Raw genomic sequence first — 20,753 nt, 5'->3', positions numbered from 1 at the left:
CGCCCGGACTCACCGTCCGGGAGCGCTCACGCCGACTGCCGCACCACCAGCCGCGTGGGCAGGACGACTTCCCGCCGGCCCGTGCCGAACTGGGCGATCTCGTCGAGGAGCAGCTTCGCCATGGTGTGGCCCATCTCCTCGATCGGCTGGCGGACACTGGTCAGCGGGGGCTCGGTGTGCCGTGCCACGATCGAGTCGTCGAAGCCGATGACGGCGACGTCTTCGGGTATCCGGCGCCCTGCCGCGCGCAGTTCGAGGATGGCGCCCGACGCCGTCACGTCGGAGGCGGCGAAGACGGCGTCCAGTCCGGGGCGCCGCCGCAGCAGTTCGCGCATCGCGGCCCGCCCGCCGTCCTCGGTGAAGTCACCGGCCGCGATCAGCTCTTCGTCGGCCACGACCCCGGCGGCGTGCAGGGCGTTGCGGTAGCCGTCGAGACGCCCCCGGGCGACGTCCATGTCCAGCGGGCCCGTGATGGTGGCGATGGTGCGCCGGCCCCCGTCGAGCAGGTGCCGGACCGCGGCCCGCGCGCCGCCCTCGTTGTCGGCGCGGACGTGCCCGAGGGGCTCCTCGGCGCCGCGGCGTCCGGCCAGCACCGTCGGAATGGCGCGCTCGGCCAGCAGGTCGGGGAGCGTGTCGTCGCGGTGGACCGCCACCATCAGCACGCCGTCCACGCGCTGTTCGGTCAGGTACGTGGCGAGCCGGGCCCGCTCGCTCTCGTCACGCACGAGCACCAGCAGCAACTGCATGTCGGAGTCGGCGAGGCCGGAACTGACGCCCCGGATGATGGCCGAGAAGTACGGCTCGGAGAAGAGCCGGGTCTCGGACTCGGGGACGACCAGGGCGATGGAGTCGGTACGGCTGGTGACCAGGGAGCGTGCCGCGCGGTTGGGGACGTAGCCGAGTTCGGCGATGGCCTTCTCGACGGCGGCGCGGGCCTGCGGGCTGACCTTGGGCGAGCCGTTGATCACCCGGGAGACCGTGCCGCGGCCCACACCGGCGCGAGCGGCCACCGCGTTCAGCGTGGGGCGTCTGGCTCGGGTGACCTCTGGTGGCTGTGCGGCAGGACTCATGATTCACCTTCCGGCGTACTGCGCGGGCTGCTTCATTGTGACCCCGGAAACCGGGAGGGGGGTCCTGGGGTGGCCCACCGGCCGCACTCCCGCGGCCTGTCGACCGTGACCTGCGAGGATTGTGCACCACGCTTCCGCGGCGCGACACATCGATGTGACGCGACGGACACGCTTGCGCAACGACGTCGTTTTCAACTCTTGACATCCGGCCCGTCACGAACGAGTCTTCCGGCATGCCGCATGGGAGCGGTCCCACGGTTCGCCGGGGGCGTCTCGCGCGGCGCCGAAGAACCGCAGGCCTTTCCCTCCGATCGTGCAACGAATGCCGTATGACCAGTGCTTTTGCGCCGTGCGTGGCGCTCTCGCGCTGGTCGGCGCTCGACCCGCGAGGGACTGGTCAGGACCGTCGACCGCTGGCGGCCCGAATCCTGAGGTCCGTTCCCCCACTGGAACAAGGAGTAGTGGAAATGCGCATAACTGGCACCGGCGGCGGTCGCGGCCGCAAAGTGGCGGTCCTGACCACGTCGGTCCTGGCGGCCTCGGCTCTGCTGCTCACGGGATGCAGCAGCAGTGACGACGGCGACTCGGACGCGTCCGCCTCCGACGGCGGCATCACTCTCACCGTGGCCGACTTCGGACAGTTCGGCTACAAGGAAGCCGACCTGTTCGCCAAGTACCACCAGCTCCACCCGAACATCACGGTGAAGGAAGAAGTCACTGCGAACGAGCAGGACTACTACCCGAAGCTTCTTCAGCAGCTGAACACGGGGAGCGGTCTCGGGGACGTCACCGGCATCGAGGTCGGCCGCATCAAGGAGGTCGTCGACACCCAGGCCGACAAGTTCGCCGACCTGAGCAAGTCGATCAACGTGAGCGACTGGGTGTCCTGGAAGGAGAAGCAGGCCACCACCAAGGACGGCGTGGTCATCGGCGCGGGCACGGACATCGGCCCGATGTCGCTGTGCTACCGCAAGGACCTCTTCCAGCAGGCGGGCCTGCCGACCGACCGTGCGGAGGTCGCCAAGGCGGTCGCGGGCGGCTGGGAGGACTACCTCAAGCTCGGTGAGAAGTACAAGGCGAAGGCGCCCGCCGGGACCTTCTTCATGGACTCCGCCAGCGCCATGTACAACGCGGTCGTCAGCTCGGACGCCAAGCAGTACTACGACGCCGACGGCAACCCGATCTACAAGGACAGCCCAGCCGTGCAGCAGGGCTGGAACCTGGCCGCCGAGGCCGCGCAGAAGAAGCTGACCCAGGGCCTGCCGCAGTTCACCGACGCCTGGACGGCGGCGCTGCGCAAGGGCTCCGTGGCCACCGTGGCCTGCCCGGCGTGGATGGCCAACCAGATCTCCAACAACTCCGGCGACGCCTACAAGGGCAAGTGGGACATCTCCCGCGCGCCCGGCACCACCGCGGCCAACTGGGGCGGTTCCTTCCTGGCCGTCCCCAAGGGCGGCAAGCACGTCAAGGAGGCCACTGACCTGGTCAAGTGGCTGACGGCCCCCGAGCAGCAGGCCGCCGTGTTCAAGGCGGCCGGCATCTTCCCGTCGAACCAGGGCGCCTACGAGCTCCCCGACGTGAAGAACGCCACCCTCGCGTACTTCAGCGACGCCCCCATCGGCCAGCTCTACGCCGAGGAGGCCAAGTCCATCCCCGAGGCGGTGCTCGGCGCGAAGGACGGCGTGATCAAGGACACGATCTCCACGCAGATCAACAACATGGAGCAGCGGGGCACCAAGCCCGACGACGCGTGGAAGGCCGCGACCGACGCGATCGACAAGGCGATCGGCTGACGCACTCCGGTGCGGGCGGCCCTGGCTGCCGCCCGCACCGGCCCGGGTGCCCGGGCCGCGCGGCGGGTTCGGGCCCGCCGCGGGGGCGGGGCACCCGGGCCCGTGAGGGCGAGGGCGTCGCGGCGCCCGCCGTGCGGCCCCGGTGCCGTGCCGGCCGTGCCGCGCCCGGAACCGCACCGACCCGCTTCGGGGGATGAGGGGACCGGCGCCCGGCCCAAGGACGCGACTTCGGTCCCGAACGTACCCGGCCGAACCCCAGAGAAGGACCTCCTCCGTGGCAACAACGACCCCCACCCCGGACGCCGTCAGCCCGCCGCCCAGCGGCCCCGGCGCCGCGTCGAACAGCAGGCAGGCGTGGCGCAGCCGGCTGTGGCGCTTCGACGACAAGGCCTCCCCCTACGCGTACATCGCGCCCTTCTTCCTCATCTTCGGCGCCTTCGGCCTCTACCCGCTGCTCTACACCGGGTGGATCGCCCTGCACCGGGTGGAGATGACGAGCCTGGACCAGTCCCAGTGGGTGGGCTTCGACAACTTCACCAAGATCCTCCAGGACTCCGAGTTCTGGACGGCCGTCGGCAACACCTTCGTGATCGGCGTCATCTCCACCGTCCCCCAGCTGCTCGTCGCGCTGGGGCTCGCGCACCTGCTCAACTACAAGCTGCGCGCCAGCACCGTGTGGCGGACCGTGATCCTCACCCCGTACGCGACCTCGGTCGCGACCGCGGCCCTGGTGTTCGCCCTGGTCTTCCGGGCCGACGGCGGTCTGCTCAACTGGGTGCTGCACTTCGTCGGGTTCCACAACATCGACTGGGGCAACGGGGAGTGGACGTCCAAGATCGCCATCTCGGTGATCGTGATCTGGCGCTGGACGGGCTACAACACGCTGATCTACCTGGCGGCCATGCAGGCCGTGCCGGCCGACCTGTTCGAGGCGGCGGCGATCGACGGGGCCTCGCGGTGGCAGCAGTTCCGCAAGGTGACCATCCCCTCGCTGCGGCCGACGATCCTGTTCACGATCGTCATCTCCACCATCGGCTCGATGCAGCTCTTCGGTGAGCCGCTGCTGTTGCAGGGCGGAACCCTCGGATCCATCGGCGGCAGCGAGCACCAGTACGAGACCCTCAGCATCTATCTCTTCAATTACGGCTGGAAGCTGGGGCACTTGGGCCCGGCCGCGGCCGTGGCCTGGGCGATGCTCGTCCTGCTGCTGCTCATTGCCCTGATCAACTGGATCGTCGGCCGGCTCGTGCGCAAGAGCGCGGCCTGACGGGAGCGACTTCGATGACCACGACCAGTCCCACCAGCACCGCACCGGACCTTCGTGCGGCAGGTCTGCCCAAGCCCCAGGGACGGGGCCGGGGCCGCCTCAAGCTCGGCGCCGGCCAGCAACTCAAGGCCGGCCCGCTGACCTACACCGCTCTCGTCGTCGTCGGCCTGGGCTCGATCTTCCCCCTGTACTGGACCCTGGTCGCCGCCTCGCACGACCAGCAGCGCATCCTGGACACGCCGCCGCCGCTCGTGCCGGGCGGCCGCCTGTGGAGCAACCTCCAGGCGGCCTGGGAACAGGCGAACCTGGGCAAGGCGATCGTCAACAGCATCGTGGTGTCCGGCTGCATCACGCTCGCCACGCTGTTCTTCTGCACCCTGGCCGGATACGCCTTCGCCAAGATGCGGTTCCGCGGGCGCGGCGCCCTGATGACGGCCGTCATCGCCACGCTCACCATTCCGCCGCAGCTCAGCGTCGTCCCGCTGTTCATGATGATGTCGGACATCGGCTGGGGCGGAAAGCTGGAGTCGGTGATCTTCCCGACTCTCGTCGGCGCCTTCGGTGTCTTCTTCATGCGCCAGTACCTCATCGAGGCACTGCCCTACGAACTGATCGAAGCCGCCAAGGTGGACGGCGCGAACAACCTCCGGATCGTCTGGAGCGTGGTCCTGCCGGTGGCGCGGCCCGCGATGATGGTGCTGGGCATGCTCACCTTCGTCCAGGCGTGGAACGACTTCTTCTGGCCCTTCCTCGCGCTGAACCAGCAGAACCCCACGATCCAGGTGGCCCTCGGCCAGCTCAGCGCCTCCTACACCCCGGACCAGAGCATCGTCATGGCCGGCGCCCTGATCAGCACCCTGCCGCTGCTCCTGGTGTTCGTCATCTTCGGCAAGCAGATCGTCGGAGGCATCATGGCGGGCGCCGTGAAGGGCTGACACCACCCGCACCGGGCCGGAGGCCGCGGCAGCCCAGGTGCCGCCGCGTCCACCGTCCCCCGCGGCCCGCCCCGAGGGCGGGCCGCACCAGGCGGGCGCCCACGCCCACGTCCCCGCCGCACGTCCCGCGAGCCGGACCCCGCTGTCCCGGCCGTTCACCCGATACTTTGGGAGCGTTCTCACGATGACCGCCGTACGACCCGAGGCGAGCCCCCGGCCGGCCTCGGCCTCTTCCTTCCCGCAGGGCTTCATCTGGGGAGCCGCCACCGCCTCGTACCAGGTCGAGGGAGCCGCAGCCGAGGACGGCCGGACCCCCTCCATCTGGGACACCTTCAGCCACACCCGCGGAAAGGTCAGAAACGGCGACACCGGGGACATCGCCGCCGACCACTACCACCGCTACCGCGACGACGTCGCGCTCATGAAGGACCTCGGACTCCAGGCGTACCGCTTCTCCGTCTCCTGGTCCCGCGTGCAGCCCACCGGCCGCGGGCCCGCGGTCGAGCGCGGCCTGGACTTCTACCGCCGGCTCACCGACGAGCTGCTGGAGGCCGGCATCACCCCGGTCGCCACCCTGTACCACTGGGACCTGCCCCAGGAGCTGGAGGACGCGGGCGGCTGGCCGCACCGCGACACCGCCCACCGCTTCGCCGAGTACGCCGACATCATGGCCCGCGCCCTCGGCGACCGGGTCGGCGTCTGGACCACCCTCAACGAGCCGTGGTGCTCGGCGTTCCTCGGCTACGGCTCCGGCGTGCACGCGCCGGGCCGCACCGACGCGGCCGCCACCCTGCGCGCCGCCCACCACCTCAACCTGGGCCACGGCCTGGCGATCGGTGCCCTGCGGGCCGCCCTGCCGGCGTCCGCGCAGACCTCCATCACGCTCAACCTGCACCAGGTGCGCCCGCTCACCGACAGCGCCGGCGACATCGAGGCCGCACGCCGTATCGACGCCGTCGGCAACCGGGTCTTCACCGGCCCGATCCTGGACGGCGCCTACCCCGAGGACCTGCGCCAGGACACCCGGCACCTGGTCGACTGGGACCACCTGGTGCACGACGGCGACCTGGCGGAGATCTCCCGTCCGATCGACGTGCTCGGCGTCAACTACTACTCCCCGACGGTCGTCTCGCTGCCCGCCGACGGCGCCGGCACCACGAAGAACGACGGGCACGGCGCGAGCGACCACTCGCCGTGGAGCGGCTCCGAGCACATCGCCTTCCACCTCGCCAACGACAACCTCACGGCGATGAACTGGGCCATCGACCCCAGCGGACTGCGCACCCTGCTGACCGACCTGGCGGCCTCGCACCCCGAACTCCCCCTGATGGTCACGGAGAACGGCGCCGCCTTCGACGACTACGTCTCGCCCGAGGGCGTGGTCAACGACCCGCAGCGGATCAGCTACCTCCACGCCCACCTGGACGCGGTGCGCGAGGCCATCGCCCAGGGCGCGGACGTCCGCGGCTACTTCCTGTGGTCCCTGCTGGACAACTTCGAGTGGTCCTACGGCTACTCCAAGCGTTTCGGCACGATCTACGTCGACTACGCGACCCAGCGCCGCATCCCGAAGGCGAGCGCGCACTGGTACGCGAACGTGATCCGGGAGAACGCGCTCCCCGCCGGCGAGGAGTAGGCGCCGACCGACCGATCGCGGGGCCGAAGGGCGCCGGGCGTGCCGCCGTGTGGGGCGACGGCACCCCCGGCGCCCGTGCCGTTGCCCGCTCGCACCGCAGGACGTACAATTTTTTGTACCTGTAGGAGGCCGACTGTGAAGACCATGTCGTACTCGGAGTCGCGGGCGAGGTACGCGGAAGTGCTCAACGCGGTGACCGACGACCGCGAAGAGATAGTGATCACGCGCGCCGGGCACGAGCCGGTTGTCATCGTCTCCCTCGAGGACTACGAGTCCTTGAAGGAGATGGCGTATCTCCTGCGCAGCCCCGCGAACGCACGCCGCCTCCTGGCTTCCGTCGAGGAGTTGGAGAACGGCGGCGGCACGGTGCGGGAGCTGACGGACCCGGAGTGAAGATCACCTTCTCCTCCCGTGCCTGGGAGGACTACCTCTGGTGGCAGGTCCAGGACCGCAGGCTTCTGAAGCGGATCAACACGCTCATCGCAGATGTGGCACGCAACGGCAATGAGGGAATCGGCAAACCCGAACCTCTCGAGCACGGCTTCCATGGCTATTGGTCGCGCCGCATCAATGACGAGCACCGACTGATCCACAAAGTCACGGACGACTCGATTCTGGTCGCGCAGTGCCGATACCACTACGAGAGCTGACGACTGCGTTTCCGGGAGACGGGTACTGATGTCCGCCATAGTGGGATTCAGCGACGGAAGCGACTGGTCGGTCGGCCGGCGCGGCTGGAACAGCCTGCTGGACCGGACCCGTGAGCAGCTTCGCGCGCAGGGGCTCGACAGCCTGCAGTGGGAGATCTTCGACTACGGCGTGGATTTCGAGGCGCACCCGGAGCACATTCGCCGTCCCCTGGCGCGGGCACTCCTCGCCGCGGCTCGCGAACTGCAGATCGAGCTCGGTGCCCAGGAGGGCTGGGACGCCGGCAACGGCCCCTACTTCGGCAGCCTGGTGGAACTGCTCGAGCGCGAAGCGGCCTGACGGCACGGCACATGGAACGGCGGAGCCCCCCGCGAGGTTCTCGCGGGGGGCTCCGGGCCAGGCATGACCCCGCGGGGACCCGCCCCGCGGGCTAGCACTCGATGACGTTCACCGCGAGACCGCCCCGCGCGGTCTCCTTGTACTTGACCTTCATGTCCGCCCCGGTCTCCTTCATGGTCTTGATGACCTTGTCGAGGGAGACGTGGTGCCGCCCGTCCCCGCGCATCGCCATCCGCGCGGCCGTGACGGCCTTGACCGCCGCCATGCCGTTGCGCTCGATGCAGGGGATCTGGACGAGGCCGCCGACGGGGTCGCAGGTGAGGCCCAGATTGTGCTCCATGCCGATCTCCGCGGCGTTCTCGACCTTCTCCGGCCCGCCGCCGAGGACCTCGGCGAGCCCGCCCGCGGCCATCGAGCAGGCCGAGCCGACCTCGCCCTGGCAGCCGACCTCGGCGCCGGAGATCGAGGCGTTCTCCTTGAACAGCATGCCGATCGCGCCCGCCGCGAGGAGGAAGCGGACGACGCCGTCCTCCTTCTCCGCCTCCGTCGACGCCTGGGCCACGAAGTTCACGTAGTAGTGGAGGACGGCCGGGATGATGCCGGCGGCGCCGTTGGTCGGCGCGGTGACGACGCGGCCGCCCGCCGCGTTCTCCTCGTTGACGGCCATGGCGTACAGCGTCACCCACTCCATGGCGTGGGCGGCCGTGTTGCCCTCCGCGCGCAGCTGCCGGGCGGTGGCCGAGGCGCGGCGGCGGACCTTGAGGCCGCCGGGGAGGATGCCCTCGCGGGTCATGCCCGCGGCGACGCACTCCTTCATGACGCCCCAGATCTCCAGCAGCCCGGCCCGGATCTCCGCCTCGGAGCGCCAGGCCTTCTCGTTCTCCAGCATCAGGCCGGAGATGGAAAGGCCGGTCTCCTGGGTGAGGCGCAGCAGCTCGTCACCGGTGCGGAAGGGGTACTTCAGCACGGTGTCGTCGAGCTTGATGCGGTCCTCGCCGACCGCGTCCTCGTCGACGACGAAGCCGCCGCCCACCGAGTAGTAGGTCTTCTCCAGCACGGGCGCACCGGACTCGTCGTAGGCGAAGAGCGTCATGCCGTTGGCGTGGTACGGCAGGGAGCGGCGCCGGTGCAGGACCAGGTCGTTGTCGGCGGAGAACGGGATGTCGTGGGCGCCGAGCAGGTTGATGCGGCCGCTGCTGCGGATGAGCTCGACACGCTCGTCGGCGGTCTCCACGTCGACGGTGCGGGGGGACTCGCCCTCCAGGCCCAGCAGGACCGCCTTGGGGGTGCCGTGGCCGTGCCCGGTGGCCCCGAGGGACCCGAAGAGCTCGGCGCGCACGGAGGCCACGCCGACCAGCAGTCCGTCGTTCTTCAGGCGCTGGGCGAACATCCGGGCGGCCCGCATCGGGCCCACGGTGTGCGAGCTGGAGGGGCCTATGCCGATCGAGAAGAGGTCGAAGACGGAGATGGCCACGGTGAAGGACTCCTCGGGTTCACGGACCCCGTTGTCCGTGGGTGGCCGGCGGGATCGCCGCCGGGTGGTGCGGATGGCGTGCACGGGTGTGGCGCGCAAGGTCCAGTGTGCGGGACCGCCCGCCCGGGCGGTCCCGCACACCGGGTGACGGCCGTTACTTCAGGCCGGGGTACAGCGGGTGCTTCCCGGCGAGCGCGGCGACCCGGGCGCCGAGCGCCTTGGCGGTCTCCGCGTCGAATCCGGGCTTGAGCGCCTCGGCGATGACGTCGGCGACCTCGCGGAAGTCGTCGGTGCCGAAGCCGCGGGTGGCCAGCGCGGGCGTGCCGATCCGCAGACCGGAGGTGACCATCGGCGGGCGCGGGTCGTTCGGGACGGCGTTGCGGTTGACCGTGATGCCGATCTCGTGCAGCCGGTCCTCGGCCTGCCGGCCGTCGAGCTCGCTGTCGCGCAGGTCGACCAGGACCAGGTGCACGTCCGTGCCGCCGGACAGCACCGAGACGCCGGCCTCGGCGACGTCGGACCGCGTCAGCCGCTCGGCGAGCAGCTTCGCGCCCTCCAGGGTGCGGACCTGGCGGTCCTTGAAGTCCTCGCTCGCCGCGACCTTGAAGGCCACCGCCTTCGCCGCGATGACGTGCTCCAGCGGGCCGCCCTGCTGGCCCGGGAAGACCGCCGAGTTGATCTTCTTGGCGAGTTCGGCGGTGCTCAGGATGACGCCGCCGCGCGGGCCGCCCAGGGTCTTGTGCGTGGTCGTGGTGACAACGTGCGCGTGCGGCACGGGGGAGGGGTGGAGCCCCGCCGCGACCAGGCCGGCGAAGTGCGCCATGTCGACCATGAGGTAGGCGCCGACCTCGTCGGCGATCCGCCGGAAGGCCGCGAAGTCCAGCTGCCGCGGGTACGCGGACCAGCCGGCGATGATCAGCTTCGGCCGGGACTCCTTGGCCAGCCGCTCGACCTCGGCCATGTCGACCTGGCCGGTCTCGGCGTCCACGTGGTAGGCGACCACGTTGTAGAGCTTGCCGGAGAAGTTGATCTTCATGCCGTGGGTCAGGTGCCCGCCGTGGGCGAGGTTCAGGCCCAGGATCGTGTCGCCGGGGTTCAGCAGCGCGAACATCGCGGCGGCGTTGGCCTGCGCGCCCGAGTGCGGCTGGACGTTGGCGTGCTCGGCGCCGAACAGCGCCTTGACCCGGTCGATGGCGAGCTGCTCGACGACGTCGACGTGCTCGCAGCCGCCGTAGTAGCGGCGGCCGGGGTAGCCCTCGGCGTACTTGTTGGTCAGCACCGAGCCCTGGGCCTGGAGCACCGCGACCGGAGCGAAGTTCTCCGAGGCGATCATCTCCAGGGTGGACTGCTGGCGGTGCAGTTCGGCGTCGACGGCGGCGGCGACGTCGGGGTCGAGCTCGTGCAGGGAGCTGTTGAGAAGCGACATCTGGGGGGTCATCCGTCCGGAGGTCGGGGTGGGCAGGTCGGGGCGGCGGGGCGCCGCGGCGGCGTCAGCTGCCGGTGAAGGCGGTGTACTCGTCCGCCGAGAGCAGGTCGGCCGGCTCCTCGGACACCTTCACCTTGAACAGCCAGCCGCCCTCGAAGGAGGCCGAGTTCACCAGGGAGGGGTCGTTGACGACGTCCTCGTTGACCTCGGTGACCTCACCGGAGACGGGGGAGTACAGGTCGCTGACCGACTTGGTGGACTCCAGCTCGCCGCAGGTCTCGCCCGCGGACACCGAGTCGCCGACCGCCGGGAGCTGGACGTAGACGACGTCGCCGAGGGCGTTCGCCGCGTGCTCGGTGATGCCCACCGAGGACACGCCGTCCGCGTCCGCGGCCGACAGCCACTCGTGCTCCTTGCTGTAACGCAGCTGCTGGGGGTTGCTCATGACGTGATTCTCCTGGATGACGGGATGTGCTGGTGAACGGCTGTCTTGACAGGTGGGACGGCTGTGCCCGGGGTACGGACGGGGCCTCAGCGCTGCCGCTTGTAGAACGGCAGGGCCACCACCTCGTACGGCTCATGCGTACCGCGGATGTCCACGCCCACACCGGAGGTGCCCGGCGCGGCGTGCGCGGCGTCCACGTAGGCCATGGCGATCGGCTTGCCCAGGGTGGGGGACGGGGCTCCCGAGGTGACCTCGCCGATCACGGCGCCGCCGGCCACCACCGGGTAGCCCGCGCGCGGGACCCGGCGGCCCTCGGCGACCAGGCCCACCAGCGTGCGCGGCGGCTGGGCCGCGGCGCGCTCCGCCGCGGCGGCCAGCGCCTGCCGGCCCACGAAGTCACCGGGCTTGTCGAACTTCACGACCCGGCCGAGGCCGGCGTCGAACGGCGTGAGGGCGGTGGTCAGTTCGTTCCCGTACAGCGGCATGCCCGCCTCCAGGCGCAGCGTGTCCCGGCAGGACAGGCCGCACGGCACCAGGCCGGCGTCCGCGCCCGCGTCGGTGAGCGCCTGCCACAGCTTCTCGGCGTCGGCCGGGTCGACGAACAGCTCGAAGCCGTCCTCGCCGGTGTACCCCGTCCGGGCGATCAGCGCGGGGACGCCGGCGACCGTGCCGGGCAGTCCGGCGTAGTACTTCAGCCCGTCGAGGTCGGCGTCGGTCAGCGACTTCAGGATGCCGGGGGACTGCGGCCCCTGGACGGCGATCAGCGCGTACGCGTCACGGTCGTCGCGCACGGCGGCGTCGAAGCCGGCCGCCCGCTCGGTCACGGCGTCCAGCACCACCTGCGCGTTGGAGGCGTTGGCGACGACCATGTACTCCTGCTCGCCGAGGCGGTAGACGATCAGGTCGTCCAGGATGCCGCCGTCGGGGGCGCAGATCATCGTGTAGCGCGCGCGGCCGACGGCCAGCGCGGAGATGTGGCCGACCAGCGCGAAGTCCAGCGCCTCGCCCGCGGCCGGGCCGGTGACCGTGATCTCGCCCATGTGGGAGAGGTCGAACAGACCGGCCCTGGTCCGTACGGCGGTGTGCTCGTCGCGCTCGCTGGCGTACCGCAGCGGCATGTCCCAGCCCGCGAAGTCGGTCATGGTGGCACCGAGGGACCGGTGCAGGGCGTCCAGCGCGGTACGGCGGGGTTCACTCATCGGGCGGGCTCCCAAGGACATGGAAAACAGGTCGGACGATGACAGGAAGGGGGCGTGCCCTCCCCATCTGTCATCGGAACCTGAGAGGTTCACCTGGACCCTCCGCGCGGAGGAGCCCCGGTTTGCACCTTGGGTGGGGCGGCCGCCCCCGACCGGGAGGGCTCGCCCGCTTTTCAGATGTGCCTCGGACGCGCGGTATCTGTGCCTGAGAGATTCAAGGGAGGACTTGCTCCTTCGGCGCCCCGCCCGCCACGGCGGGAGCGGGGAACTCTCCCGCGCGGCCTCGAACGGCCGATATGTGATTGAGGCCGCCATCATTGCACGGCCGCTCCGCCTTGTCGCGGTCGTGTCCCCGATGTCCCGGTCGGGTCCCGATCGTGTCGTCACCGCGTCGCTTCCCTGGGTAGGTGCATACCGAGGATTTACCATTTCTTGAAAGTCTCACCGGGAGGGCGACTGTGCGGTGGCAGAGTGCGTATGCGACGGCCGGGGCACCGGCCGCTTCCCCTCCGGCGGCCGCACGGCCGGCGGTCCCTTCCCGCGGCGCGGTCCGCGCCGCACGCTCGGTGCGCCCGCGCAGGCTGGTGGATCTGCGCGCGGGGCGCACCCGGGTACGGCGGCTGCGCTACCCCGCCGGCGACGTGCTGATCGTCTCCGGGCTCCCCGGCGGCGGCAAGAGCACGCTGATGCGCCGCGTGTCCGGTGACACCGTGCTGATCGACTCCCAGGACGTCCGCGAACGCTGGCAGGCCCGCATGCCGCGGCTGCTGCCGTACGCCGTCTACCGCCCCCTGGTGCGGCTGGCGCACTACCTGGGGCTGTGGCGGGCACTGCGCTCCGGGGCCGGCGTCGCCCTGCACGACTGCGGCACCCTGCCGTGGGTGCGCGCCTGGGTCGGACGGGAGGCCCGGCGCCGCGGCCGGGGCATGCACCTGGTGCTGCTCGACGTGCCCGTGGAGGCCGCCCGCGACGGGCAGCGGGCGCGGGGGCGGGGGGTGTCGGCGTACGCCATGGCCCGGCACCAGCGGGCCTCGCGGCTGCTGCTGCGCGCGGCCGAGGAGAGCCGGCTGCCGGCCGCGTGCACCTCGGCGGTGCTGCTGGACCGCGAAGCGGCCCGGCAGCTCGAGGCCATCGACTTCGACGGCTGAGCGGCCGGGCCGCCACGGTGCTGCGGTGACCGGGCGCCACCTGCCTTGCCGGCGGACTACTGGACCGGCGGGGCAGCGGCCTCGGGCGCCACGGGCACGCCCGGGGCGGCCTGCGGGTCCTGCGCCGACTCGTCCTCCAGCGGCAGCGGGATCGGAAGGGGAAGGGGAAGCAGACCGGTCAGCAGCTTCGGCACGGACAGCAGCAGCGCCTGAAGGTCGGCGACGACCTTGGTCACACCGGCGGTGACCCCCGCGAGGTCCTTGGCCACGACCGCCGCCACCAGCGCGGTGACGTCGTCCACCAGCTTCTTGAGCTGGGCCTGGACGTCGGACACGGCGTCGGCCGCGCGCTCGCTGCCGTCGGCGGGCTGGGCGACCCCGGCGAACTGAGGGTCGGCGGCCGGGTCGGCGGGGACGGAGGAGTCCTCGGCCGACGGGTCCGCCGAGGCGGCCGCCTGGTCGACGACCGAGGACAGCTGCTGGGTCGCCTCCTCCAGGCCCTGGCGGAGCTCGTCGAGCTTCGCGGAGTCGGGAGCCTGGGCCTGGGCCTCCTGCGTGAGCTTCGCGCCGATCGACAGCGTGTCACCCAGCTTGGCGATGAGGTCGGCACGGCCGGAATCCGCCGCATCGGCGGCAGGCGCCAGGTGAACGGCCGTGATCCGGACCGGGGCGTGGGCACTCGCGACACCGCCGGTGAGGCCCATCGTCAGCGAGCCGCAGACGGCGGCCGCTATGAGGGCGGAGGTGGTCCTGGTGATGCGCATATTGAGGAATCTCCCAAGTGAGGGTTTTGTCCTTGCCTGCCCCACCTTGTGAGAAGTCGTGACCCCTCGCAACCGGACGGTCGCCTGCTGTGACGGTTCCGGGCCCGGAGGGGCCCGCGGGACCCGCCTGCGGATAGGGTTTTGGCAGAGGGCACCACGACCGGTTATTGCGAGGCGAGACGCAGTGAACATCCCTGGGCAGCGGATACCCGACGGATTCGCCCCGGCGTTCGCCGGCGAGCAGGCCGCCGGTACCTGGCCCGCCAACGAACTCGAGGAAGTCCTCACCGCCGCCCTCGGCGATCCCGGCGCGACCGCCCGGGTCCTGGAGGTGCTCGGCCGCTCGGAGTTGTGGATCCCGCTGCCGGCCGGCGGCAGCCAGGCCAGCGCCGATCTGGACCTGCCCACCATCGAGCTCGGCGGCGGCGCCTTCGTCCCGGTGTTCAGTTCCGAGCAGCAGTTCCTGCACGCCGCGCAGGGCATGGACTTCGCCGTCGCCCCGGCCCGCGAGTTCGCGCGCGGACTGCCGCCGCAGGTCGGCATCGCGGTCAACCCCGGTGGCGCGGTGGGGATTCCGCTGCCCCCGCCCGCCGTCATGGAACTGTGCCGCACGGCCCGCGAGCCCGGCACGCCGACCGGCGCCCGGGTGCGGCTGTGGGAGCCCTCGCCGGACGAGGAGCCGGTGGAGTTCCTGGCCGTCGCCGCGGGCGAGTTCGCCGTCACCCCCGTCGTGCTCACCGCCCGCCGTGCCCTGGCCAGCGTCGAGGGGGACCCGGCCGTGCTCTTCATCGGCGTCGAACTCGACCGCTGGCAGGAGGAGGACCGGGCCGCCGCGATGACCGCGCTCGGCACGGCGCTCGGCGCCGTCCCGGTGCCGTGGCCGGTCAATCTCGTCCTGCTCGACGTCGCACAGGACCCCGTGGGGGACTGGATGGTCGAACGCGTGCGACCCTTCTTTGTCGGTGCCGGCGCATAACCTAGGTCCGGCAGGCGAAGCAGCAGACGACGCAGCGGCGGAAGGACGGGTCACGTGGGCGCGGGCGCGGGAGGGGACGGTGGGCTGGAGCATGCGCTGCGGCAGGTGACGCCCGGTGGGTTCGACGCGTACGAGACACTGCTGGGCGCGCTCGCCGACGGCGAGGTGTGGATGCTGCTGTGGCAGGGCACGCCCGGCGGTGCGGACGCGCAGTACGGCAACATGGAGGTGGGCGGCCTCGGTTACGCCCCCTGCGTGACCTCCTCGCGCGAACTGGCCGCCAGCGGCTGGACCCGCGCCCACGAGGTCGTGTCCGGACGGGAGGTCGCCGCCTCCCTCTTCCCGGACCGCTGGGGCCTGTGGCTCAACCCGCACGCGCCCGGCGGCGGGGTGGGTGTTCCCTGGCTCGACCTGCGCCGGATCGGTCTCGGGCTGGACCAGGCCCCCGCCGGACCGCTGCGGATAGCCGAACCCGCGCTGCAGATCCCGCAGTACTACGCCCTGTTGTCGCAGCAGGCCCACCGCACCCCCTCGGTGCGCTCCCTGCGGCGCGCCTGGGTCCAGCCGGTCCTCGGCGAGCCGTACCTCGCGATCGGCGTCGACCTCTACGACGCGGGCCCCCAGTCCGCGGAGACGGTGCGCCAGATGATGCAGTCCGCCCTTCCCGCGGTGCCTCAGGGGCTGCCCGTCGCCGCGGTGGCCCTCGCCGACGAGTACGACCCCGTCGGCATGTGGATGCGGTCCGCCGCGCAGCCCTTCTACGACCGTGACGCGCACGTGGGCGGCGGGGGTGCCGGCGCCGTCCAAGGGGGCTGGGCGCCGCAGCGCTACTGAGGCCCCAGCAGGCGGCCGAGGGGTCCGCCCCGGCCGCCCCGGGGTCCGTCCGTCCTCCCGGGCCCGTCAGAGCACCGCGGGGATCAGTCCGAGCGGAGGGCTGCCCAGCTCCAGCAGGGACGTGTGGAACCGCTGGAGCGTGAAGTCCCGCCCCCACTCCTGCCGGGCCCGCTCCCGCAGCCGCATGATCTCCAACTTGCCCCAGGTGTACCGCCCGTAGGCCGCGTCGAAGGTGCCCCTGCGGGCCTCGGAGGCCGCGCCCGCGCGCGGCAGGTGGGCGTCGCGCATGAACCGCGCGGTGGCCTCCTCCAGCGTCATCGCCCCGGTGTGCAGCCCGATGGCGCAGGCGAGCCGGGTGACGCGGACGAGCGCCTCCAGGGCGACGCCGATCGCGAAGCGGGGGTCGCGGGAGCGGAAGCCCTCCTCCAGGCAGACCTCCTCCACATAGTGGGCCCAGCCCTCGCAGAAGGAGAGCGAGTGCAGCACCCGCCGGACCTGGGTGGGTGCGTGCCGCAGTGCCCGGCCGTGGGCGAAGTGCCCCGGTGCGACCTCGTGCACGGTGATCGCGGGCAGGCTGGTGCGGCTGAAGACCGACAGCCACTCCTCGCGTTCCTCCTCCGGCCACTCCGGCTCCGGCGGGGTGACGTGGTACCAGGAGGCGCTGTCGGCCTCCTCGGGGGCCGCCCAGGTCATCATCGCCATCGACCAGCGCCGCGACGGCGGCGCGGGACCCACCAGGCAGTCCCCGTCGAGCCACGGCACGAGCCGCCGGCGCCGGGTGAACTCGATGACCTCCTCGGTGAGCCGGGCGGCCTCGGGGATCACCCCCTCCGCGCCGGGGTGGTCCGCGAGCAGCCGCGGGATCAGCTCGTCGACGGTGTGCTCCGGGTCGAGCCGCCGGCAGGACTCGGTCAGCAGCTCGGTGAGCCGGTCGCGTTCCCGTTCGGCCTCCCGCGCGAGCGCGGACAGGTCGACCGGCAGGCCTTCCTGACTGCTCATCAGCAGGGCGAGGGCGTCACCGCCGAGCCGCGGGTCGGGGTCGCCGGTCTCGGCGGCGCGGGCGATGTGGTCCACCAGTCGGCGGTGCGCGGCGAGCGCGGGACCGGCCTCCGGTTCCTGGTCCGGGTCGAGGCCGGCGGCCAGCCCGCGAACCGCCCCCAGGAGTGCCCCGGCGACGGGCGCACTCACCCGGTCGAGGGACGCGACGGCCGCGTCCACGGCGTCCGGCCACTGCACCAGATGCCGTCTGCGGGCCTCGGCGAGCTCCTCGCGCGGCGCGTACTCCCGGTCGTAGGCGGTCAGTTCGAGGTTCGACAGATGCGGATAGGGGTCGCGCCGGTGCAGCTCCAGCTCGCCGTACTGGACCTTGAGGGTGTCCTCGAAGACCGAAAGGTGCCGTTCGTCGTGCGGGTCCTCCAGGGCCGTCTCGCGGCGCCGTGCGAGGGCCAGCGCGGACAGGCCGCGGCGCACGCCGTCCGGGGACAGATCCTGGACCTGACCGTCGTACTCGTGCAGCCCCGCCATCTCCCTGACGACGGGAACCATGAGGTCGCACACCGCGCGCAGCCGATCATTCATGGCCCCGACGGTAGCGAGTCCGGAGCACTCCCGGCGATCTGTCAACGCGCGTAACACTGCGGTAATAGCAGGCGAAGGGTCACCACATCACGGTTGCGCATACATTCACCGCCAGGTCTGGCGCCTGATCGATGCCCCGTTGAAGACTCACGCCTCAAGGCTGCTGCTCACCAGGCCTTAACGACTCATCACACGTCCAGCACACAGCCCAGCGACACCGCACCACCACCAAGAGCTGCGCCCGACATGGTCGGTCCGCTCCGTCGACCCGGGCGGACGGCCAGGCGAAGCCGGCCACCGCCGGCAGGGGGATGCACGAGGAGACATGACAGCACCGCTGCACGACACCGCTGAAACGGCCGTCGCCGACGTGGCCGCCGACATACCCGCGAAGGCGATCGAGGGGCGTTCGCCCGGGCGAATCGCATGGATGCGCCTCAAGCGCGACAAAGTCGCGCTGGCGGGCGGCGTCATCGTCGTCCTCCTCGTCCTCGTCGCGATCTTCGCGCCCCTGATCGTCAGCGCGTTCGGCCATCCGCCGAACGACTTCCACGAGGACAAGATCGACCCGCTCTTCGGTACCCCCACCGGCAAATGGGGCGGTATCAGCGGCGATTACCTTTTCGGTGTGGAGCCGGTCAACGGCCGCGACGTCTTCAGCCGCATCGTCTACGGCACCCAGATCTCCTTGCTGGTGGCATTCCTGTCCGCCGTGGTGGCCGTGGTCCTCGGGACCTTCTTCGGCATCGTGGCCGGCTACTTCGGCGGCTGGGTCGACGCTGCGATCGGCCGTGTGATGGACGTCCTGCTGGCCTTCCCGCAACTCCTCTTCATCATCTCCCTGGTCTCGGTCATGCCGAACTCGCTGCTCGGCTTCAGCGGCACCGGCGTCCGTATGGGCGTCCTGGTCGTGGTCATCGGTTTCTTCGGATGGCCGTACGTCGGGCGCATCGTCCGCGGCCAGACGCTGAGCCTGCGCGAGCGCGAGTACGTCGACGCCGCGCGCAGCCTGGGCGCCGGCCGCTCGTACATCCTCTTCCGTGAGCTGCTGCCGAACCTGGTCGCGCCGATCACCGTCTACGCGACGCTGATGATCCCGACCAACATCCTCACCGAGGCCGCACTGAGCTTCCTCGGGGTCGGCGTGAAGCCGCCCACCTCCTCGTGGGGCCAGATGCTCTACAAGGCGCTGTCGTTCTACGAGACGGACCCGCTCTTCATGCTGATCCCGGGTCTGGCGATCTTCATCACCGTGCTCGCCTTCAATCTCTTCGGAGACGGTGTACGGGATGCGCTGGACCCGAAGGGCTCCCGTTAGCCCTTGCTCGCCCGCCCCTGCCGCTCTCGTCAGGTGGCTTCTCACCGATAGGAACGCAGGTCCGCCAAAACCGCGGACCGCGAATCACGGAGGTTGCGACAAAGTGACATCCCCACGCTCATCGAGGCGCCTGGCCGCGGGAACGGCCATCGTGGTCGCCGCCCTGCTGTCCACCGCTGCTTGCGGCGGCGGCGGCGGTGAAAAGTCCGAGGGCAAGGCCAAGGCTCCGGGCTTCAACGCGGCCGTCAACAAGGTCGCGAACGCGTCCGACAAGAAGGGCGGGACGCTCAAGTTCGTCGGTACGCAGGACGCCGACTCCTGGGACCCGCAGCGTGGTTACTACGGCTTCATGTGGGACTTCGCCCGCTACTACACGCGCCAGCTGGTCTCCTTCACGCCCGAGCCCGGCGCGGCCAGCACCACGCTGAAGCCGGACCTGGCCAGCTCCCTGGCCAAGGTCGCCGACGGCGGCAAGACGTACACGTACACGCTGAAGGACGGCCTGAAGTGGGAGGACGGCTCCGCGCTGACCTCCAAGGACATCAAGTACGGCATCGAGCGGATCTGGGCGCAGGACGTCATCTCCGGCGGCCCGATCTACCTGCAGCAGGTGCTCGACCCCAAGGGTGAGTACAAGGGCCCGTACAAGGACACCTCGCCCGACAAGCTCGGCCTGAAGGCCATCGAGACGCCGGACGACAAGACCATCGTCTTCCACCTGGCGACGCCGAACAGCGACTTCGAGCAGATGCTCGCGATGCCGTCGGGCTCCCCGGTCCCCGCGGCCAAGGACACCGGCGCCAAGTACGGCCTCAAGCCGTTCTCCAGCGGCCCGTACAAGTTCGAGTCGTACACGCCGAACAAGTCGATGGTGCTGGTCCGCAACACCAACTGGAGCGCGTCCACCGACGACCTCCGCAAGGCGCTGCCGGACAAGATCACGGTCACGCTGACCACGAACGCCGACGACATGGACAAGCGTCTGATCAACGGCGACTACGACCTGGACCTGAACGCCACCGGCGTCGGCCAGGCCGCTCGCGCCGAGGTGCTCGGCAAGAACAAGGGCAACGCCGACAACCCGGACACCGGCTTCATCCGCTACGCGGTCTTCCCGACCACGGTCAAGCCGATGGACAACATCCACTGCCGCAAGGCGGTCATTCTCGCCGCCGACCACAAGTCGCTGCAGACCGCCCGCGGTGGCCCGCAGGCCGGTGGTTCGGTCGCCCCCAACATGCTCCCGCTGGGCATCAAGGGCGCCGACGGCAGCTACGACCCGTACAACGTCCTCAAGGACACCACGGGCAACGTCGCGGAGGCCAAGAAGGAGCTCGCCGCCTGCGGCCAGCCGAACGGCTTCAAGACCACGATCGCGGTCCGCAACAACAAGCCGATCGAGATCGCCACGGCCGAGTCGCTGCAGGAGTCGCTGAAGAAGGTCGGCATCACCACCGAGCTCGACGAGTTCGACGGTGCGCAGACCTCCGGCATCATCGGTGCCCCGAAGACGGTCAAGTCCAAGAACTACGGCATCATCATCATGGGCTGGGGCGCCGACTTCCCGTCGGGCCAGGGCTTCCTCCAGCCGCTGGTCGACAGCCGGTTCATCCTCGAGAGCGGCAACAACAACTTCGCCGAGATCAAGGACAAGACGATCGACGGCCTGTTCGACCAGGCGCTGCAGGCACCCGATGCCAACGCGGCCGGCGAGCTGTACAAGCAGATCAACCAGAAGGTCTCCGAGGGCGCGTACTACCTGCCCTTCACCTTCGAGAAGAACATCATCTGGCGCAGCTCGCGCCTGACCAACGTCTACACGGCCGACACGTACAACGGCCGCTACGACTACGCCTCGCTGGGCGTGCAGTAAACACCCTCGAATCGATCGAGTGCCACACCC

At 70.8% G+C, this 20,753-nt stretch carries 19 protein-coding genes and 1 riboswitch; of the genes, 12 read left to right on the top strand and 7 right to left on the bottom strand.

Annotated elements, in window-relative coordinates; genetic code table 11:
• Positions 1-26: 26 nt before the first annotated feature.
• Positions 27-1,070: a LacI family DNA-binding transcriptional regulator gene (locus ABZ883_RS25090; RefSeq protein WP_360909690.1), complete on the bottom strand. Its 1,044-nt coding sequence runs from the start codon at positions 1,068-1,070 to the stop codon at positions 27-29.
• Between the two features lie 467 nt (positions 1,071-1,537).
• Here ABZ883_RS25090 and ABZ883_RS25085 point away from each other — a divergent pair, with 467 nt between their 5' ends.
• The 7 genes from ABZ883_RS25085 to ABZ883_RS25055 all read left to right on the top strand — a co-directional run bounded on the left by ABZ883_RS25085 (position 1,538) and on the right by ABZ883_RS25055 (position 7,688).
• Positions 1,538-2,863, top strand: coding sequence for an extracellular solute-binding protein (locus tag ABZ883_RS25085; RefSeq protein ID WP_360909688.1), 1,326 nt, complete (start codon positions 1,538-1,540; stop codon positions 2,861-2,863).
• 274 nt (positions 2,864-3,137) lie between these two features.
• Complete coding sequence (locus ABZ883_RS25080; RefSeq protein WP_360909686.1) at positions 3,138-4,130, top strand: sugar ABC transporter permease; 993 nt, start codon at positions 3,138-3,140, stop codon at positions 4,128-4,130.
• Positions 4,131-4,144: 14 nt separating this feature from the next.
• On the top strand, positions 4,145-5,065 hold the full coding sequence (locus ABZ883_RS25075; RefSeq protein WP_360909684.1) for a carbohydrate ABC transporter permease: 921 nt from the start codon (positions 4,145-4,147) through the stop codon (positions 5,063-5,065).
• Between the two features lie 184 nt (positions 5,066-5,249).
• Positions 5,250-6,701 (top strand): GH1 family beta-glucosidase, encoded by a 1,452-nt coding sequence (locus ABZ883_RS25070; RefSeq protein WP_360909682.1) that lies wholly within the window; start codon positions 5,250-5,252, stop codon positions 6,699-6,701.
• A gap of 135 nt (positions 6,702-6,836) precedes the next feature.
• On the top strand, positions 6,837-7,094 hold the full coding sequence (locus ABZ883_RS25065) for a type II toxin-antitoxin system prevent-host-death family antitoxin (protein WP_360909680.1): 258 nt from the start codon (positions 6,837-6,839) through the stop codon (positions 7,092-7,094).
• On the top strand, positions 7,091-7,351 hold the full coding sequence (locus ABZ883_RS25060; RefSeq protein WP_360909678.1) for a Txe/YoeB family addiction module toxin: 261 nt from the start codon (positions 7,091-7,093) through the stop codon (positions 7,349-7,351). The genes ABZ883_RS25065 and ABZ883_RS25060 overlap by 4 nt, the downstream gene beginning before the upstream one ends.
• A 28-nt stretch (positions 7,352-7,379) precedes the next feature.
• Positions 7,380-7,688 carry a hypothetical protein gene (locus ABZ883_RS25055; RefSeq protein ID WP_360909676.1) on the top strand — a complete coding sequence of 103 codons (309 nt, stop codon included), beginning with the start codon at positions 7,380-7,382 and terminating at the stop codon, positions 7,686-7,688.
• Between the two features lie 91 nt (positions 7,689-7,779).
• On the opposite strand, the gene ABZ883_RS25050 is transcribed toward ABZ883_RS25055, so the two are convergent.
• From ABZ883_RS25050 to gcvT, 4 genes are all read right to left on the bottom strand, one after another.
• The gene (locus ABZ883_RS25050; RefSeq protein WP_360909674.1) at positions 7,780-9,162 is read right to left on the bottom strand and encodes an L-serine ammonia-lyase; all 1,383 of its coding nucleotides are present in this window, start codon (positions 9,160-9,162) and stop codon (positions 7,780-7,782) included.
• 154 nt (positions 9,163-9,316) lie between these two features.
• The gene (gene glyA / locus ABZ883_RS25045) at positions 9,317-10,588 is read right to left on the bottom strand and encodes a serine hydroxymethyltransferase (RefSeq protein WP_360909672.1); all 1,272 of its coding nucleotides are present in this window, start codon (positions 10,586-10,588) and stop codon (positions 9,317-9,319) included.
• A 64-nt stretch (positions 10,589-10,652) separates the two neighbouring features.
• Positions 10,653-11,033 carry a glycine cleavage system protein GcvH gene (gene gcvH, locus ABZ883_RS25040; RefSeq protein WP_360909670.1) on the bottom strand — a complete coding sequence of 127 codons (381 nt, stop codon included), beginning with the start codon at positions 11,031-11,033 and terminating at the stop codon, positions 10,653-10,655.
• 86 nt (positions 11,034-11,119) lie between these two features.
• Complete coding sequence (gene gcvT / locus ABZ883_RS25035; RefSeq protein WP_360909668.1) at positions 11,120-12,232, bottom strand: glycine cleavage system aminomethyltransferase GcvT; 1,113 nt, start codon at positions 12,230-12,232, stop codon at positions 11,120-11,122.
• A 183-nt stretch (positions 12,233-12,415) separates the two neighbouring features.
• Positions 12,416-12,518, bottom strand: a riboswitch (glycine riboswitch).
• Positions 12,519-12,798: 280 nt separating this feature from the next.
• On the opposite strand from gcvT, the gene ABZ883_RS25030 reads away from it, so the two are divergent.
• Positions 12,799-13,380: an AAA family ATPase gene (locus tag ABZ883_RS25030; protein ID WP_360909666.1), complete on the top strand. Its 582-nt coding sequence runs from the start codon at positions 12,799-12,801 to the stop codon at positions 13,378-13,380.
• A gap of 56 nt (positions 13,381-13,436) precedes the next feature.
• Here ABZ883_RS25030 and ABZ883_RS25025 read toward each other — a convergent pair whose 3' ends face one another.
• Positions 13,437-14,144, bottom strand: coding sequence for a hypothetical protein (locus ABZ883_RS25025; protein ID WP_360909665.1), 708 nt, complete (start codon positions 14,142-14,144; stop codon positions 13,437-13,439).
• A 205-nt stretch (positions 14,145-14,349) separates the two neighbouring features.
• On the opposite strand from ABZ883_RS25025, the gene ABZ883_RS25020 reads away from it, so the two are divergent.
• Positions 14,350-15,120 (top strand): enhanced serine sensitivity protein SseB, encoded by a 771-nt coding sequence (locus ABZ883_RS25020; RefSeq protein WP_360909938.1) that lies wholly within the window; start codon positions 14,350-14,352, stop codon positions 15,118-15,120.
• Positions 15,121-15,174: 54 nt separating this feature from the next.
• Positions 15,175-15,954, top strand: coding sequence for an enhanced serine sensitivity protein SseB C-terminal domain-containing protein (locus ABZ883_RS25015; RefSeq protein ID WP_360909663.1), 780 nt, complete (start codon positions 15,175-15,177; stop codon positions 15,952-15,954).
• 66 nt (positions 15,955-16,020) lie between these two features.
• On the opposite strand, the gene ABZ883_RS25010 is transcribed toward ABZ883_RS25015, so the two are convergent.
• A complete protein-coding gene (locus ABZ883_RS25010) occupies positions 16,021-17,532 on the bottom strand; it encodes a DUF885 family protein (RefSeq protein ID WP_360909661.1) in 1,512 nt (503 codons plus the stop codon).
• A gap of 325 nt (positions 17,533-17,857) precedes the next feature.
• Between ABZ883_RS25010 and ABZ883_RS25005 the strand changes: the two genes are divergently transcribed.
• Complete coding sequence (locus tag ABZ883_RS25005) at positions 17,858-18,850, top strand: ABC transporter permease (protein ID WP_360909659.1); 993 nt, start codon at positions 17,858-17,860, stop codon at positions 18,848-18,850.
• A 103-nt stretch (positions 18,851-18,953) separates the two neighbouring features.
• Positions 18,954-20,723 carry an ABC transporter substrate-binding protein gene (locus ABZ883_RS25000; protein WP_360909657.1) on the top strand — a complete coding sequence of 590 codons (1,770 nt, stop codon included), beginning with the start codon at positions 18,954-18,956 and terminating at the stop codon, positions 20,721-20,723.
• Positions 20,724-20,753: the final 30 nt, after the last annotated feature.

This window comes from Streptomyces sp. NPDC046977 (assembly GCF_040644455.1).
Taxonomy (GTDB): domain Bacteria; phylum Actinomycetota; class Actinomycetes; order Streptomycetales; family Streptomycetaceae; genus Actinacidiphila.
This window is presented reverse-complemented; position numbering and strand designations above follow the sequence as displayed.

Coding starts and splice junctions, on each gene's coding strand:
- ABZ883_RS25055 (WP_360909676.1), top strand. CDS start 7,380: ATGTCCGCCATAGTGGGATTCAGCGACGGAAGCGACTGGTCGGTCGGC.
- ABZ883_RS25075 (WP_360909684.1), top strand. CDS start 4,145: ATGACCACGACCAGTCCCACCAGCACCGCACCGGACCTTCGTGCGGCA.
- ABZ883_RS25070 (WP_360909682.1), top strand. CDS start 5,250: ATGACCGCCGTACGACCCGAGGCGAGCCCCCGGCCGGCCTCGGCCTCT.
- gcvT (WP_360909668.1), bottom strand. CDS start 12,232: ATGAGTGAACCCCGCCGTACCGCGCTGGACGCCCTGCACCGGTCCCTC.
- gcvH (WP_360909670.1), bottom strand. CDS start 11,033: ATGAGCAACCCCCAGCAGCTGCGTTACAGCAAGGAGCACGAGTGGCTG.
- ABZ883_RS25005 (WP_360909659.1), top strand. CDS start 17,858: ATGACAGCACCGCTGCACGACACCGCTGAAACGGCCGTCGCCGACGTG.
- ABZ883_RS25010 (WP_360909661.1), bottom strand. CDS start 17,532: ATGAATGATCGGCTGCGCGCGGTGTGCGACCTCATGGTTCCCGTCGTC.
- ABZ883_RS25085 (WP_360909688.1), top strand. CDS start 1,538: ATGCGCATAACTGGCACCGGCGGCGGTCGCGGCCGCAAAGTGGCGGTC.
- ABZ883_RS25025 (WP_360909665.1), bottom strand. CDS start 14,144: ATGCGCATCACCAGGACCACCTCCGCCCTCATAGCGGCCGCCGTCTGC.
- ABZ883_RS25090 (WP_360909690.1), bottom strand. CDS start 1,070: ATGAGTCCTGCCGCACAGCCACCAGAGGTCACCCGAGCCAGACGCCCC.
- glyA (WP_360909672.1), bottom strand. CDS start 10,588: ATGTCGCTTCTCAACAGCTCCCTGCACGAGCTCGACCCCGACGTCGCC.